17 protein-coding genes are annotated in these 14,521 nt (G+C 70.9%); 4 read left to right on the top strand and 13 right to left on the bottom strand.

Features of this window, described 5'->3' with window-relative positions; translation table 11 throughout:
• From ON39_RS11845 to ON39_RS50045, 6 genes are all read right to left on the bottom strand, one after another.
• The coding region (locus ON39_RS11845) for a serine/threonine-protein kinase (RefSeq protein WP_255219260.1) at positions 1-820 on the bottom strand (820 nt) is incomplete at its 3' end.
• 99 nt (positions 821-919) lie between these two features.
• Positions 920-2,671 (bottom strand): penicillin-binding transpeptidase domain-containing protein, encoded by a 1,752-nt coding sequence (locus tag ON39_RS11840; RefSeq protein ID WP_040733616.1) that lies wholly within the window; start codon positions 2,669-2,671, stop codon positions 920-922.
• A gap of 128 nt (positions 2,672-2,799) precedes the next feature.
• Positions 2,800-3,666 carry an arylamine N-acetyltransferase family protein gene (locus ON39_RS11835; RefSeq protein WP_040733615.1) on the bottom strand — a complete coding sequence of 289 codons (867 nt, stop codon included), beginning with the start codon at positions 3,664-3,666 and terminating at the stop codon, positions 2,800-2,802.
• Positions 3,667-3,746: 80 nt separating this feature from the next.
• Positions 3,747-4,697 (bottom strand): alpha/beta hydrolase family protein, encoded by a 951-nt coding sequence (locus tag ON39_RS11830; protein WP_051186528.1) that lies wholly within the window; start codon positions 4,695-4,697, stop codon positions 3,747-3,749.
• A 146-nt stretch (positions 4,698-4,843) separates the two neighbouring features.
• Complete coding sequence (locus ON39_RS11825) at positions 4,844-5,770, bottom strand: MFS transporter (RefSeq protein WP_211336360.1); 927 nt, start codon at positions 5,768-5,770, stop codon at positions 4,844-4,846.
• Entirely contained in the window at positions 5,668-6,063 is a 396-nt protein-coding gene (locus ON39_RS50045) for an MFS transporter (protein WP_211336359.1), read from the bottom strand. Before ON39_RS50045 ends, ON39_RS11825 begins: the two co-directional genes overlap by 103 nt.
• Positions 6,064-6,169: 106 nt before the next feature.
• On the opposite strand from ON39_RS50045, the gene ON39_RS11820 reads away from it, so the two are divergent.
• The 3 genes from ON39_RS11820 (at position 6,170) to ON39_RS11810 (ending at position 8,306) form a co-directional block, all read left to right on the top strand.
• Positions 6,170-6,502, top strand: a complete 333-nt coding sequence (locus tag ON39_RS11820; RefSeq protein WP_040733614.1) for an ArsR/SmtB family transcription factor — start codon at positions 6,170-6,172, stop codon at positions 6,500-6,502.
• A gap of 113 nt (positions 6,503-6,615) precedes the next feature.
• Positions 6,616-7,101 (top strand): tellurite resistance TerB family protein, encoded by a 486-nt coding sequence (locus tag ON39_RS11815; RefSeq protein WP_246003001.1) that lies wholly within the window; start codon positions 6,616-6,618, stop codon positions 7,099-7,101.
• Between the two features lie 26 nt (positions 7,102-7,127).
• Positions 7,128-8,306 carry a winged helix DNA-binding domain-containing protein gene (locus tag ON39_RS11810; RefSeq protein WP_040733613.1) on the top strand — a complete coding sequence of 393 codons (1,179 nt, stop codon included), beginning with the start codon at positions 7,128-7,130 and terminating at the stop codon, positions 8,304-8,306.
• Positions 8,307-8,362: 56 nt separating this feature from the next.
• Here ON39_RS11810 and nadC read toward each other — a convergent pair whose 3' ends face one another.
• From nadC to nadA, 3 genes are all read right to left on the bottom strand, one after another.
• A complete protein-coding gene (gene nadC, locus ON39_RS11805) occupies positions 8,363-9,223 on the bottom strand; it encodes a carboxylating nicotinate-nucleotide diphosphorylase (RefSeq protein WP_040733612.1) in 861 nt (286 codons plus the stop codon).
• 59 nt (positions 9,224-9,282) lie between these two features.
• On the bottom strand, positions 9,283-10,860 hold the full coding sequence (locus ON39_RS11800) for an L-aspartate oxidase (protein WP_040733611.1): 1,578 nt from the start codon (positions 10,858-10,860) through the stop codon (positions 9,283-9,285).
• A 61-nt stretch (positions 10,861-10,921) separates the two neighbouring features.
• Positions 10,922-11,980 (bottom strand): quinolinate synthase NadA, encoded by a 1,059-nt coding sequence (gene nadA / locus ON39_RS11795; RefSeq protein ID WP_051186526.1) that lies wholly within the window; start codon positions 11,978-11,980, stop codon positions 10,922-10,924.
• Positions 11,981-12,056: 76 nt separating this feature from the next.
• Between nadA and ON39_RS11790 the strand changes: the two genes are divergently transcribed.
• Positions 12,057-12,815: an NUDIX hydrolase gene (locus tag ON39_RS11790; RefSeq protein ID WP_040733610.1), complete on the top strand. Its 759-nt coding sequence runs from the start codon at positions 12,057-12,059 to the stop codon at positions 12,813-12,815.
• A gap of 55 nt (positions 12,816-12,870) precedes the next feature.
• Here the strand turns inward: ON39_RS11790 and ON39_RS49650 are convergent, their stop codons facing one another.
• From ON39_RS49650 to bsaP, 4 genes are all read right to left on the bottom strand, one after another.
• On the bottom strand, positions 12,871-13,044 hold the full coding sequence (locus ON39_RS49650) for a hypothetical protein (RefSeq protein ID WP_169335877.1): 174 nt from the start codon (positions 13,042-13,044) through the stop codon (positions 12,871-12,873).
• Positions 13,045-13,122: 78 nt separating this feature from the next.
• Entirely contained in the window at positions 13,123-13,659 is a 537-nt protein-coding gene (locus tag ON39_RS11785) for a DUF1353 domain-containing protein (protein WP_040733609.1), read from the bottom strand.
• Positions 13,660-13,753: 94 nt separating this feature from the next.
• Entirely contained in the window at positions 13,754-14,404 is a 651-nt protein-coding gene (locus ON39_RS11780) for a DUF2567 domain-containing protein (RefSeq protein ID WP_040733608.1), read from the bottom strand.
• Positions 14,404-14,521: biotin synthase auxiliary protein BsaP (gene bsaP, locus ON39_RS51680; RefSeq protein ID WP_444543773.1), on the bottom strand; the 118-nt coding region annotated here is incomplete at its 5' end. The genes ON39_RS11780 and bsaP, both read right to left, overlap by 1 nt.

Here is a 14,521-nt window from a genome sequence, read left to right as displayed (position 1 = left end):
GCATGGTCGGCCGGTCCTGCGGCTCCGGGCTGAGCAGGTCGAGCAGGAAATCCGTTGCGGGCCCGGCGTTTCGCGGCTCGCTGACCCGTCCGTTGGCCGCGGCGTAGAGCACGGCGAGCGGGTTGGCGTTCGCGCCGTACGGCGGCTCGCCCTCCAGGGCGTGGAAAAGCGTTGCGCCGAGGGCGAATACGTCCGAGGCCGGGGTCGGGTCGGCGCCGCGGGCCATCTCGGGGGCGAGATAGGCGGCGGTGCCGCAGATCAGACCGGTCTCGGTGAGCGTGACGTCGCCCGCGGCGCGGGAGATGCCGAAGTCGGTGATCTTCACGGTGCCGTGGTCGTCGAGCAGGATGTTGCCCGGCTTCACGTCGCGGTGCACGATGCCCGCGTCGTGCGCGGCGATCAGCGCGGAGGCGACCTGCTCGCCGATCCGCGCGACCTGCGTCAACGGCAGCGGGCCCTGCGCGGAGAGCACGCCGGCCAGGCTGTTGGACTTCAGGTACTCCATCACCAGGCACGGGTCGCCCTGATGCTCGGTGATGTCGAACACCACGATGGCGTTCGGATGCTGGAATCGGGCGGCGTTGCGGGCCTCCCGAATGGCGCGCTGGCGCACCACATCACGCTCGGCCTCGGGGAGGCTCGGCTTGATGTGGATCTGCTTGACGGCCACCGAGCGTTGCAGACGCTCGTCGATGGCACGCCAAACTACGCCTGTGCCGCCGCTACCAATCCGCTCGACCAGGCGGTAATGCTCCGCGATCAACTGACCGGTATCGATGGCGCCTACTCCGAACCTTCTCGAAATCGTGACATCCCGCATATTGCTTACAGACGCGGTCCGGGGACGAGTGTAGCGGGCCGCGCGACTTCGGTCCGCGCCAGCACGGGCATATTCTCCGCCCAGATCGGCGCGCCGGAACTAGCGCGCCGCCCGGAGCATCCGCCCGGCCGCGTCGACCGCGGGCCCGGAGCTGTTGGCGTCGTTGACGAACACGGCGAACGCCAGGTCACCGGAGATGCCGACGAACCAGCCGTGCGCGTGCTTGTCGTCGATGAACTCCGCGGTCCCGGTCTTGCCGAGCAGGTCGGGAATATCGCGCAACTGGGTCGCGGTTCCCGCGGTGACCGTCTCCCGCATCATGGCCTTGACCTGGTCGGCGACGGCCACGGGCAGGGCGGCCGGCGTCTTGTCCGGCGTGCCGGGCCTGCCGGTGACGATGGCAGGCGCGGGCGCGGAGCCGTGCGCGATGGACGCGGCGACCAGCGCCATGCCGAACGGCGTCGCGGTCACCTGACCCTGACCGATCGCGGACTCGACTCGCAGGGCGGGCGTGTCCGCGGGCGGCACCTTGCCGGTGACGGTGGTCAGGCCGGGTGTGACGTAGTCGATGCCGAGCCCGAGCTGTGCCGCCGCGTTCGTCAGCGCGTCGGCGGGCAGTTTGACCGCGAGCGCGCCCATGGTCGTGTTGCACGATCGGGCGAACGCGGTGTGCAGCGGCACCTCGCCGAGGTCGAAGTTGTTGTCGTTGGGGATCTTGCGGCCTTCGATGTTCGCGACGCCCGGGCAGGGCAGCACGGTGTCCGGGGTGACCGTGCCCGCCTGCAGCGCGGCCGAGACGGTCACCGTCTTGAAGGTCGAGCCCGGCGGGTAGAGACCGGTGAGCGCGATGGGCCCCTGCGCGTCGGCGGCGTTGTTCTGCGCGACCGCGACGACATTGCCGGTGGACGGTCGCAGCGCGACGATCGCGGCGGGCTGGGTGATCGGCGCGAGCGCCGCCTCCGCCGCCTGCTGCAGGTCGATGTCGAGGGTGGACGCGATGTCCGCGGTCGGCTTCGGGTCCTGGCCTGCGACGCGCTGGGTGCCGTCGGCGGTCTGCGCGCGCACCGCCCAGCCCGCGTTCTCGTCGGCGTCGTGCTGCCACAGTTCGGCCAGGCCGGACAGGGCGGGCGAGGCCAGCGCCTTGTCGGTGGTGAGCAGCCGGGTCTGCGGCGCGAGCGTGACGCCGGGCACAGCGGCCAGCTGCGGCTGGATGGGCGCGAGGTCGGCGTCGCGCAGGCTGATGGCGGTGACCGGTTTGCCTTGCGCCGCAGCCAGTTCCGACTGTAGCGACTGGGCGGTGATGTCCGGCGAGATCGGGGCGAGCAGCGCGGCGAGCGCGGCGGTGTCGGCGCCCTGGCTCACATTCACCAGGGTGACCACCTGCTGGGCCATCAGCTCGCCGCCGGTGGAGTCGAGCACACGCGCCGGTTTCGGATAGACCGGGCTGTAGCTCAGCGGGCCGGTGGCCAGGCCGGGCGCGACGGTGTCCGGGTTCCACTTGATCTTCCAGCCGTTGTCGCCGTCGGCGGCGGCGCCGGTGGTGGTGTAGGTCCACTGGGACTTGCCGTCCTTGCCGAGCTTCCAGGTGGCGGCCAGCTTGAAAGTGCTCTTGTCGACGGACTCGACGTCGAAACGCACCTCCTTGCCGAGACCGTCGTAGAGCTTGCTCAGCGCGTCGGACGCCTTGGCCGGGTCGTCGGTGAGCCCGGCCGCGGCGGCGACGTCGTCACGGTTCAGCGCGTCGGCGAACTGGCCTGCGACGGTGTCGGGCTGATCCGGCCCGGACGAGCAGGCGGCGAGCACGAGCGCGGGTGCGGCGAACAGGACGAGGTACTTCCGGTGGGTACGCACCCCGCCGACTGTATCCGCCGATTCCCGCGCGGTGGCTGAGGCTGCGCCGGGGGCATCGGGTCTCGCCGTCGATGAACGACCGCACGCTGCGCGGTCTGGCCGGGCCCGCGGGCAGCAGCGCAGCCGCGTCAGGTCGTGCGCCAGGAACCTGCGGCGAGAGCGGTGGCGTCGGCGTCGGTGAGGTCGATGTCGAACTCCTCGGACAGGATCTTCGGCAGGTCGCTCGGCTCGATCAGCCGGGTCTCGGCGGTGCCGTCGGGCCGGTCGGTGACCATGGTGACGCCGTCGATGACGCGGTGCACGTCGGGCAGGAAGCGCTGAACGTAGGGGCGGGTGGTGAACGGCGAGCGGGGCGAGGTCGAGACGAAGTGGTTGCCGACGGCGAAGTCGATGCGGTACTGCGGGGTCATGGGGAAGGTGTAGCGATCGATCCAGCCGTCTCTGCCGAACTGGTGCAGCACCCACAGGTCGCCGTCCAGCTCGTCCGTGGTGTGCTCGAGCCGGAACCGCCACTCGCCCGCCGTGAATTCTCCTGTCTCCGTTGACAATTCGTACGGCTCGAGCGGACCGGAGCCGAAGCCGACGTCACACAGCCACACCCGGTCGTCGTCGGCGGTCGTCACGCGCAGCAGGGCGTGCGTCGCGGGGCGCACGCCCTCGGACGCGCCCATGGTGACCCGCGCGCTGAGCCCGGTGACGCCGAATCCGAGGCGCTCGAGCGCGGCGGCGAAGAGACCGACCTGCTCGTAACAGTAGCCGCCGCGCCGCCGCCGAACCAGCTTGTCCTGCAACGACTTCAGATCGAGCAGGATGGGGCGATCGAGCAGGATCTCCAGGTTCTCGAACGGGATCGAGGTGGTGTGCGCGCGCACCAGCTTGCGCAAGGTCTCGACCGTCGGGGCGCGCTCGCCGTCGAACCCGATGCGCGCCAGGTACGCGTCGAGGTCCAGTTCCGCGCCGTTCCAGTGGTAGGCCGGGTCGGTCGGCTTGCTCATCTCACCCTCACTTCGTCGTTGTTGTCCACCCTCAACGGTGCCCGGTCCCGTTCCTGTTCCCGGGGGCCGTGAGGGTCGCGTCAGGCGGCGCACTTGGCGTTCGGCGGGGCGGCCGGGCCGGTGGCCAGGTCGTGGGCGACGTCGATCACGTAGTCGCGATCCGGTCCGTCCACGGGCTCAGTGCCGAGGAGCAGCCGCTCGACCACGCAGCCACCCTCGAAGAACGCGGGGCCGACGCTGTGATCGCCGGGGACGACCGTGCCGTCGAGATCGCGGCCGGTGACGACGGTGTACAGGGAGGTGGGCTTGCCCGCGGCGAGCAGTCCGGCCCGCATCTCCAGGGTCGCCGCGTACGGCACCACGGCGTCGCCGGTGCCGTGGATCAGGAACGCGCGCCGCACGCCGAGGCGACCGGCCAGCAGCGCGGGCGAGCGTTCGACGTAGTTGTGCGGGCAGACGACGGGCGTGCAGTCGCCCGCGTCGCGTTCGATCTGTGCGGGCAGGTCGGGATCGACGGCGGCCGAACCGAGCCACATCGTGAAATCGTCTGCGGGACCGTAGTTGTCGACCCAGTAGTCGAACAGCCCGGCCGGCCCGTGCGCCGCCGCGAGGCCGCTCGTGATGCCGCCCTGACTCCAGCCCCACAGCACCGTGCGCGTGATCGAGCGGTGTTCGTCCCGGTATCGCTGGGTGGCGGCCACGATATCGCGCCAGCCCGCCCACAGGTTCCACTCGCCGGTGCGCCACACGCTGGTCGCCGAGCGCAGATCCATCGAGAGGATCGGCGTCCCGGTGCGTCGCGCGATGGCGGCCAGATATCCGGCGTAGTCGCCCGACGAACCGTCGTGCCCGTGCACCGCGACGACCAGGTCGGTCGGCGCGACATCACCGGCCCGGCATTCGCTCGGCTCGTAGACGCGTCCCGTGGCCTCCTCGCCGTCGACGGTGAGCGCTACCGGCTGAACTCGTATCGCGCACCGCGGGTCGGCGGAGGCCGGCGGGGTGACGCCGGTCAGTGCGCAGGCAGCCATGAGGGCACCCGCCACCAGCAATAAGGATCCGCGCATCATTCCCGAATGATGGCACGGCAGCGACCCCGGACCCGGACCTACCCGACACAGATCCGGCCTCGCTCACCGGAGAATGACATCGTGTGCCCGGCCGAGACGGAGGTCGCCTACCCAGCGGCCGATTCGGCGCGCGAGCGAAGAGCCACCAGCACACCGCCCACCAGCGCGGCGGCGACCACCACGATCGCGAAGGTTGTCGCACCGGCGGTCAAACCGATTGCGTCGCTGAGGAACCCGGCGCTCAGCGGCAGTACGGCGGCGGGCAGGTAGCCGCCGACATTCTGCGCGGCGTTCGCCTCGGCGAGCCGATCGGCGGGCACGGCGGCGCTGATCGCCGTCAGTCCACCGAATTGCCCAAGGCCCTGGCCGACTCCGGCGAGTACGGCGGCCGCCGCGAACAGCGCGAGCGACGAGAACCGCAACGAGCAGATCAGGGTGAGCATGCTCGCAGTCGTCGCCGCGGCGCCTGCGAGCAGGATCGTGCGGACCCGAAGCCGCCGGACGGCGAACTGAATGCCGGTGGCGCCCAGGAACATCACGAAGGCCAACCCGCCCGCGCTCACCCGGTTGGCCGCGCCGAGCAGGTGGGTGAGCAGCGATGGTCCCAGCGAGAGCACAAAGGAGGTCGAGGTGATCCCCGGCGCGAACACCGCGATGCCGAGCAGCACTGCCACCCGCCCACCGGGCGCGACGGCCGGGATCCGGATCCACGGACCGCGCCCGCCCGCGCCCCTGGGCAGATCCAGCCGGGCGACTACCACGAAAGCCGTTGCCAGCAGCACCATTTCGACCATGAAGATGGTCACCGTCGGTCCGGGCAGAGTCTCCGACAACACACCGGACAGCAGCGGCCCCAACCCCGCGCCCAGCACCATGGCCGACGAGGCGGCAAGTGCCGCAGTCTTTTTGCGTCCCGGCCCGCCCGCGTCGGTCACCGCCGCCATCCCCGCCGACACCGCCGCGCCCACCGCGACCCCGGTGAGCAGCCGCGCGACGGCCAGCACCGCGACCGAGCCCGCGGTGGCGAACAACACACAGGCCACCGCCGCCAGCGCGATAGCGGCAGCAGCACCGGCTTACGCCCCACCCGATCCGACACCACGCCGGCCACCAGCAGCGCGCCGAGCAGTCCGGCGATGTAGCTGGCGAAGATCGCGGTCAGCGTGCCGGAGGAGAAGCCGAGCTCGCGCTGCCACACCACATACAGCGGCGTCGCCGCGTTGGACAGCACGAATACCGCCATGACCGGCCACGCGGCCAGCCACACGATGCCGTTCGCCGACCGCTCTTCCGGCACCGACCGCGGGTGCGCCGTACGTGTCACCATCTCGACCTCCACTGGTTCGACTTTTCTCGAACTAATACGAATGGAGTCGAACATAGCATCAGTACGATAAAATACGTACAAGGCACCGACGACCGCAGGAGATCCGATGCCATCGGCCAACGACACCCGCCTCCCCGAGCCGGACCGCGACGAACTGCGCCTCGACCATGTGCTCGCGGCGCTCAGTGATCCGTTGCGGCTCACCATGATCCAGAAACTGCTGGTCGAGTCGCCCGACACCGACCGCTCCTGCGGCTGGTTCGGCATCGACCGGCCGAAATCGACCCTCACCCACCACTTCCGGGTGCTGCGCGAGGCGGGCGTCACCCGCCAGCAGCGCTACGGCCTCGAACGCAGGAGCAAGGTCCGCGTCGACGACCTCGACGCCCGCTTCCCCGGCCTGCTCGACCTGGTCCGGGCCTGGAAACCCAGCGAGTAGCGCCGATTCCCTTGCGGCCGAGCCCGATCGGCGAAGGTCTGCTACCGTCCCGATATTCGTTCCGAGTTCGGTCGGCGCACGGGTCCGCCGAACCCCTCGCCCAGGAGTCGGCCGTGGCCTTCTTGAATCGCTTGCTGTCCAACGCCACCCTGCTCAGCACGCTGGTGGACAACGCGCCGAAATGGCGGGCTCAGCTGCTCGCCAAGAAGAACGAACTACGCGGCGGCTCCTTCCGCGACGCGAGCATGGGCATCTGCGCGCTGGTCGCGGCCGCCGACGGCACCGTCGACCCGGCCGAGCGGCGCAAGGTGGCCGACCTCATCGCCGCCGATCCGGTGCTGCAGAACTTTCCCATCGACGACCTGCGCGCGCTCTTCGAGGACAACTGCGACCGGCTGGCCGCCGATCCGGCCTTCGGCCGCGCGCACGTGTTGCAACAGATCGGCAAGGCCGCGGGCAAGCCGACCGAGGCGAACGCGGTGGTCCAGATCGGCATCATGATCGGCAACGCCGACGGTGACTTCGCCGAGTCCGAGATCGCCGCCGTCCGCGAGGCCTGCCGGACGCTGCGGCTGAACCCACCGGACTTCGGGCTCTGAACAGCGTCGAACGCTAGGATTCGCCTATGCGTTCGATTGATGTGGGCGAGCGGCGAGCTCGGCTCGGGGTGCGGCACCGGCTCGCGGCGGGGCGGCGGTGCGACGACGTGGCCGAGATCGCCCGGTCGCTGGTGGTGCTGCACGCGACCGATCCGGCCACGGTGTACCTGTCCGCCGGAGCGCGCGGTGTCGCCCTCACCCCGGCGGACGTGGAGCGGGCCCTCTACGACGAACGCACCCTGCTGCGCATGCTCGCCATGCGGCGCACCATGTTCGTCGCGCCGATCGAGCTGGTGCCGGTCTTACAGGCATCGTGCGCGGATGCGTTGGCGCACAAGCAACGTCGCACCTACGGCAGGTACATCGAGCAGTCCGGCGCGGTCGCGGGCGACGTGTGGAGCTGGCTCGCCGAGGTCGAGACCGAGACGCACGACGCGCTGCTCGCCCGGGGCGCGGCCACCGGCGCGCAGCTGAGCAAGGACGTGCCGCGGCTGCGCACCCAGGTGAATACCGCGCCGGACAAGGCGTATTCGAAGCCGACCAACATCACCACCTGGGTGCTGGTGACCCTCGGCTGCGAGGGCCGCATCGTGCGCGGCCGCCCGAACGGCGGGTGGACCAGCAGCCAGTACACCTGGGAGCCCATCGAATCCTGGCTGCCCGCAGGGGTTCCCGCGATGCCCGCCGAGCAGGCCCGCGCCGAACTGCTGCGGCAGTGGCTGCGCGCCTTCGGCCCCGCGCCGATCACCGACCTCAAGTGGTGGACCGGCTGGGGCCTCGGCGAGGTCCGCAAGGCGCTCACCGATCTCGACCTCGTCGAGGTCGATCTCGACGGCGTCACCGGCCTGTTGCTCGCCGACGACGCGGAACCCGTTGCCGCGCCGGAACCCTGGGCGGCGCTGCTGCCCGCCCTCGACCCGACCCCGATGGGCTGGCAGTCGCGCGAGTGGTATCTCGGCCCGCACGCGCCCGCCCTGTTCGACACCAACGGCAATGTCGGGCCGACCATTTGGTGGGACGGGCGCATCGTCGGCGGCTGGGCGCAGCGCGCGGACGGCGAGATTGTTTGTCGCCTATTGGAAGACGTCGGATCCGACGCGGCGGCGATGATCGAGGCCGAGGCGGCGCGGACCGCCGAGTGGTTCGGCGATGTGCGCGCCATACCCCGCTTCCGCACCCCGCTGCAGCGGGAGCTCACCGCCTGAGCGCATGGCTACGGCGAGCGCGAACCACACTCGGGGAACGGTTTTCGACGACGCTGCTACATGTCCAAGCCGAGGTCGAGCACCCGTACCGAGTGCGTGAGCGCGCCGACGGACAGGTAGTCGACACCGGTGCGCGCGTAGTCGGCCGCCACGTCGAGGCTGAGCCCGCCGGAGGACTCCAGCTTCGTCTCCGGCGCCGACGCGTTGCGCCGCTGCACGGCGGCCTGGGTCTGCCACAGCGGAAAGTTGTCCAGCAACACGAGTTCCACGTTCTCGGCGAGAACGGCGTCGAGCTGTTCGAGGCTGTCGACCTCGACCTCGCAGGCGATGTCCGGGGCCAGCGCACGCACGGCGCGCAACGCCTCGACCACCGAGCCCGCCGCGACGACGTGATTGTCCTTGATCAGCGCGGCGTCGCCGAGGCCCATCCGGTGGTTCACCCCGCCGCCGACCCGGACCGCGTACTTCTGCAGGGCGCGCAGGCCCGGCAGGGTCTTGCGGCTGTCGCGGATCTCGCAGTTCGTGCCCGCGACCTCGTCCACCCAGGCGGCGGTGGCCGTGGCGATGCCGGACAGGTGGCACACCAGGTTGAGCATGGTGCGCTCGGCGGTGAGCAGGCCGCGGGTGGGGGCCACGACGGTGAGCACGGATTGCCCTGGCGTGACCCGTGTTCCGTCGGCGACGCGCCCGGTGACCTCGTAGTCGCCCGCGCCGATCACCTCGTCCAGCACCAGCAGCCCGACGTCGAGCCCGGCCACCGTTCCCGGCTGGCGCGGCACCACCGACGCCTTCACCACCGCGTCGGCGGGCACCGTCGCGGCGGTCGTGATGTCCGGGCCGTAGCGCAGGTCCTCGTCCAGCGCGGTGCGGATGAGGGCGATCACCTCGTCCCGCGACAACTCACTGTCCAGAGCCATCAATCCACTCCTCTATCTACTGGTCTCGGCCGACCGGGTGGCACGCGCCGGTCGGGTGTTCATGTGTCGAGCCGGGGACGGCCGTCCTCGTCCAGCCGCACCGGCATGCTGTGCCGGAGCCGGTCGTCGGGCTCCGGGTGATCGGATCGGGTGTGGCAGCCGCGGCTTTCGGTGCGGGCGGAGGCGGCGAGCAGCAGGGCGCGGGCGGTCAGGGTGAGCGCCGCATCCTCGATTCCCGCCCTCGCCTCGTCCGCGTCCCGCGTTGTTTCACCCTGTGGCGCAGCGTCTTTCAAGGTCACTGCGTCTTTCAGGCGCTTGAGCGCCTCGTCCAGCCCTGCCCGGTCGCGAACGACGGAGGCGTGCTCGGTCATCAGCCCTTGCAGCACACCGCGAACCGCGCGTTCGATGACCCGCGCGGGCACCTCGGTGACCCGGTCCCGCTCGCCGAGTCGCTCCGCGGCCGCCGCGCCGACGCGTTCACCGACGACCAAGCCCTCGAGCAAGCTGTTGGAGGCCAACCGATTCGCGCCGTGCAGTCCGGTCCGCGCGACCTCGCCCGCGGCGTAGAGGCCGGGGACCGCGGTGCGGCCGTGCGGATCGGTCACCACGCCACCGCACTGATAGTGCGCCGCCGGGGCGACCGGGATCAGATCGGTGCGCGGATCGACGCCCGCGGCGAGGCAGGAGGCGGTGATCGTCGGAAACCGTTGCGGGAAACCGTCGATGGCGCGCGCGTCGAGGTAGACGTGGTCGGTGCCGAGCACGCGCATGCGCGCCGCGATGGCCCGCGAGACCACATCACGCGGGGCGAGATCGCCGCGCGGATCGACCCCGGCGGTCACCGAATCCCCTTCGGAGTCCACCAGAATCCCGCCCTCGCCGCGCACCGCCTCGCTGATCAGCGGGCGCCGCCCGAGCCCACCCGGCGTGTACAGCACGGTCGGATGGAACTGCAGGAACTCGAGATCGGCCACCGCGGCCCCGGCCCACAGCGCGAGCGCGACGCCGTCGGCGGTCGCGCCGGGCGGGTTGGTGCTGAGCGCGTAGAGCTGGCCGAGGCCGCCGGTCGCGAGCAGCACCGCCGGCGCCTGGATGACACCGAAGCCCTTGTCGGACAACGCCATAACGCCCCGGACACCGGCGGGCCCGGTGAGCACCTCGCAGGCGGCCGCGCCGAACAGCACCGGCAGCCCGGCCGCGTTCAGCGCGCGCTGCACCTCCGCGCCGGTGGCGTCGCCGCCCGCGTGGATGATGCGCCGGGTGCTGTGCCCGCCCTCGCGGGTCCGCGAGATCTGCCCGTCCCGGCCGAGGTCGAAGACCGCGCCGAGATCGGTCAGCGCCGCGACCGCGGCCTGCCCGCCCTCGACGATGGACCGCACCGCGTCGACGTCGCACAGCCCGGCGCCGGCCTCGACCGTGTCGTGCACGTGCGACTCGACCGAGTCGCCGTGCGGCGCGACGACGGCGATGCCGCCCTGGGCGTACTGCGTCGAGGTGTCGGTGGCCCCGCCCTTGCTGAGCGTGAGCACCCGCAGGCCGCGCAGCGACGCGGTGCGCGCCGCCGTCAGCCCGGCGACGCCGCCGCCGATCACCACCAGATCGGCCTCGGCCTCCCAGTCGATCGACACCGGAGTCATGCGCCCGCCTCTGTCCGTGCCGCACGCCGTCCGACCCTCGCCGCAGGGGCGGAGGTCGGGGTCATTCACCACCGCCCGGCGTACCGATCTCGATCATCCGCTGCACCGAATTACGGCCGAGCGCAGCGGTTTCCAGGTCGACGTGGACCTCGTCGCGGCCCTCGACCAGGCACCGCAGCAGCGCCGCCGGGGTGATCATCTTCATGTACTTGCACGAGGCCCGGTCGTTCACGGCCTGGAAGTCGATGCCCGGGGCGGCCTTTCGCAGCTGGTGCAGCATGCCGATCTCGGTGGCGACCAGCACCTGGGTCGACTGGCCGCGCTGCTGACGCACCTGCCTGGCCGCGTCGATCATGCCGCCGGTGGACAGGATGTGCACCCGGTCGGCCGGGAACGCGCCCTCCCCCGCCAGGTACAACGCCGAAGTGGCGCAACCGCATTCGGGGTGCACGAACAGATCCGCGTCCGGGTGCGTGCGCGCCTGCTCGGTCAGCTCGTCGCCGTTGATGCCCGCGTGCACATGGCACTCGCCGGCCCAGATGTGCATGTTCTCCCGGCCGGTGACCCGCTTGACGTGCGCGCCGAGGAACTGGTCGGGCAGGAACAGCACCTCGCGGTCCGGGTCGATCGAGGCGACCACGTCCACCGCGTTGGAGGAGGTGCAGCAGATGTCGGTGAGCGCCTTCACCTCCGCGGTGGTGTTCACGTACGACACCACCACCGCGTTCGGGAACTCCGCTTTCCAGGCCCGCAGTTCGGCCGCGGTGATGGAGTCCGCGAGCGAGCAGCCCGCTCGCTGATCGGGGATGAGGACGGTCTTGGCCGGGCTGAGGATCTTCGCGGTCTCGGCCATGAAGTGCACGCCGCAGAACACGATGGTGTCCTCGGGCGCCTCGGCCGCGATCCGGGACAGCGCCAGCGAGTCGCCGACGTGGTCGGCCACGTCCTGGATCTCCGGCAGTTGATAGTTGTGCGCGAGAATCGTCGCGTTTCGTTCGCGGGCCAGTCGCTTGATCTCCTGCGCCCACTCCGGGGTCGCCTCGACACCCGCGTACCCGGACGGCCCGTCGAACACCTGCTCCATCAGCGGAGGCGCCAGTTTCGCACCCATCGTCGCCATGATGGCTCCCTTCGTCGTGCGAGCGGCTACTCCGCCGATTCGCACCAAACCAGGTTTTCGACTTATAATCGAAAACGTGGCCCATAGTAGCACTCTCCACGAAACACTCACCGCGGTGTTCCAGGTTCGCCGCTTCCCCGCGAACATCACCGCAGGTCCGAGCGCCGCGGATACTGGAAACGAGGTAATCGGTCGGTGCCCACCCGGGCAGCGGACCGAATTGGCGGTGCTGCTGTGGGAGCGCGCGCTCGACCCGCAGAAGGGCACCTGGTCGCTGCCCGGCGGCCGGCTGCGCGACGACGAGGACCTCGACACCTCGGCCCGGCGTCAGCTCGCCGAGAAGGTGGACGTGCGCGAGCTGGCCCATATCGAGCAGCTGTCGGTGTTCAGCGCGCCCGATCGCGTCCCGCCGCCGCGGCGCATCGCCTCGGCCTACCTCGGCCTGGTGCCGCTCACCGCGGACCCGCGGCTACCCGACGACACGGCGTGGCACCCGGTGTCCGCGCTGCCGCGCATGTCGTTCGACCACGGCACCGTCGTCGACCACGCGCGTACTCGCTTGGCGGCCAAGCTTTCCTACACCAATATCGCGTTCGCGCTCGCCCCGGCCGATTTCACCATGTCCACGCTACGCGAAATCTACTGTGCCGCATTGGGTTACGAAGTGGACACCACCAACCTTCAGCGAGTTCTGTCCCGCCGCAAGGTGATCATGCCCACGGGCAAGACCCGAGCCCCGGGACGCGCGGGCGGGCGGCCAGCCGCCGTCTACCGCTACACCGACTCCGGCATCCGCGTCACCGACGAGTTCGCCGCGCTGCGTCCACCGACCTGAGCCAGCTTACCGACCCGAGTCGGCGCACTGACCCGAGTTGGCTTGCCCGCCTGAACTATTCGACGGTCGCCTTCCGATGCTTGCTCCCCCGCCGATACTTCCGCTTGTTGGCCACCGGCTGCGCGGCGCTGCTGCGCCGCAACGCGTCCCGGCGCCGCCAGGCGACCAGATCGGCGCGCTCCGGCGCCTGCTCGGCGGGCCGATCCGCCGCCGTCTTGTTCCCGTTCATCGTCGGACCTCCCTTCGGGCTCGCCAAAGCTACCCCCACCCCAAAGGTCTTCTCCAGCTATTTATTCCGCGCTGATACTCAGGCGGTCTTCATCTGCGGCTCGGGCGGCGGCGTCGCGGTGCGGCTGAACACCCGTGCGATACCCCAGCACACCAGCTCCACCAACCAGAACAGCACCAGGAAGACCTGCACGACGATCACCGGAACGGCAAGGAACGCGATGGACGGCACGGCGATCAGCACCCAGCCGACGACGGCGGCGAGGCTCGCGCCGCGCAGCCGGCTCGCCGCGCGCACCGCCGTCCACATCATCCAGCGCCGCGGCGCCGAGACGCCGAGCTCGCGCAGGCAGCGCCGGAAGATGCCGTCCGCGTCCGCGATGCTCACCACGTGGGTGGTGCCGAGGTAGTCGTGCAGGATGGCGGCGCGGGTGTAGGCGCCGTAGCGGGGAACGAGCCAGACCAGCGCGCGCGGCACCGAGGCGAAGTCGGTGCGGAACCCGGCCGGGATCACGAATTCCTGAGTGTCACCCTGATAGACGAGCGGCTCGACCACCCGCCAGAACGTGGCGTCGAGCTCCTCGACGACCACCAGCCCGCTACCGACGAACGCCACGACCCGTTCCTCTCTGAACGTACAGCGTGTCCCATTGATCGTAGGCATCTCCGGTGTCGCTGCGCCGTCCCGCGGGCATCGGTTCGGACAACGCTCAGCGGCGGGGACGAGTCTCCGGCAACGAACCGGAACCGGCCTGCCTGGCCGGTTCGTAACCACCGTAGGGGAGCGGGCCCGTGCCCGCCGGGTACGACTCGGCGCCGAACGGGCCGAAGGTGGCTGCGGGATCAGGGAATCCGGCCGCGGTGTCCGCCCCGAGATCCTCCCGGGTGTTCAACGCGGACAGGAACAGCACGAGCAGCGACGCGAACAGCGGCTGCACGATGAGCGCGAGCCAGGTGCCGACCTCGGTCGGCAGCTCGACGATCTGCCCGATCGGCGGGTCGTGCGGCCGCGGGTGAGACCACTGCGCGACCTGCTCGCCGAGCCGCGCCATCACCACGGCGCCGATCAGCGAGCCGGCGAGCAGACCGAGCTGCAACAGTGGACCGCGCGCCGCGCGCCACCGCCACGTGGCGACCGCGCTGAGCACCCCGAGCACCGCGCCGAAGCAGACGAACATCGCGACCGCGTCGAACTGATGCACGCTCTCCCCGGTCAGCACGGCGCCGCGGCCCGGCTCGACCACGAACAGCTGCTCGGTCGGCGCGAGCAGACCCCATACCACGCCGCCGAGCGCGCTCACGACGATCACCGCCACCGCGACCACCGCGGCGGCGCGTGCCTCGCGCCGAGCCCCGCCCACTAGCGCAGTTCCAGACTGGCCGCGTCGATCACGCCGTGCCGAGAGCACTTCGCCCACCAGCCGTCGGGGCTGACCTGCACGACCATCCGGCGTCCGCAGTGCTCGCAGAAGCGCGGC

Source organism: Nocardia tenerifensis NBRC 101015, from assembly GCF_000308715.1.
In the GTDB taxonomy this organism is placed as follows: domain Bacteria; phylum Actinomycetota; class Actinomycetes; order Mycobacteriales; family Mycobacteriaceae; genus Nocardia; species Nocardia tenerifensis.
Note: the sequence above shows the minus strand (reverse complement) of the source record. Positions and strands in the feature narration are given on the sequence as shown.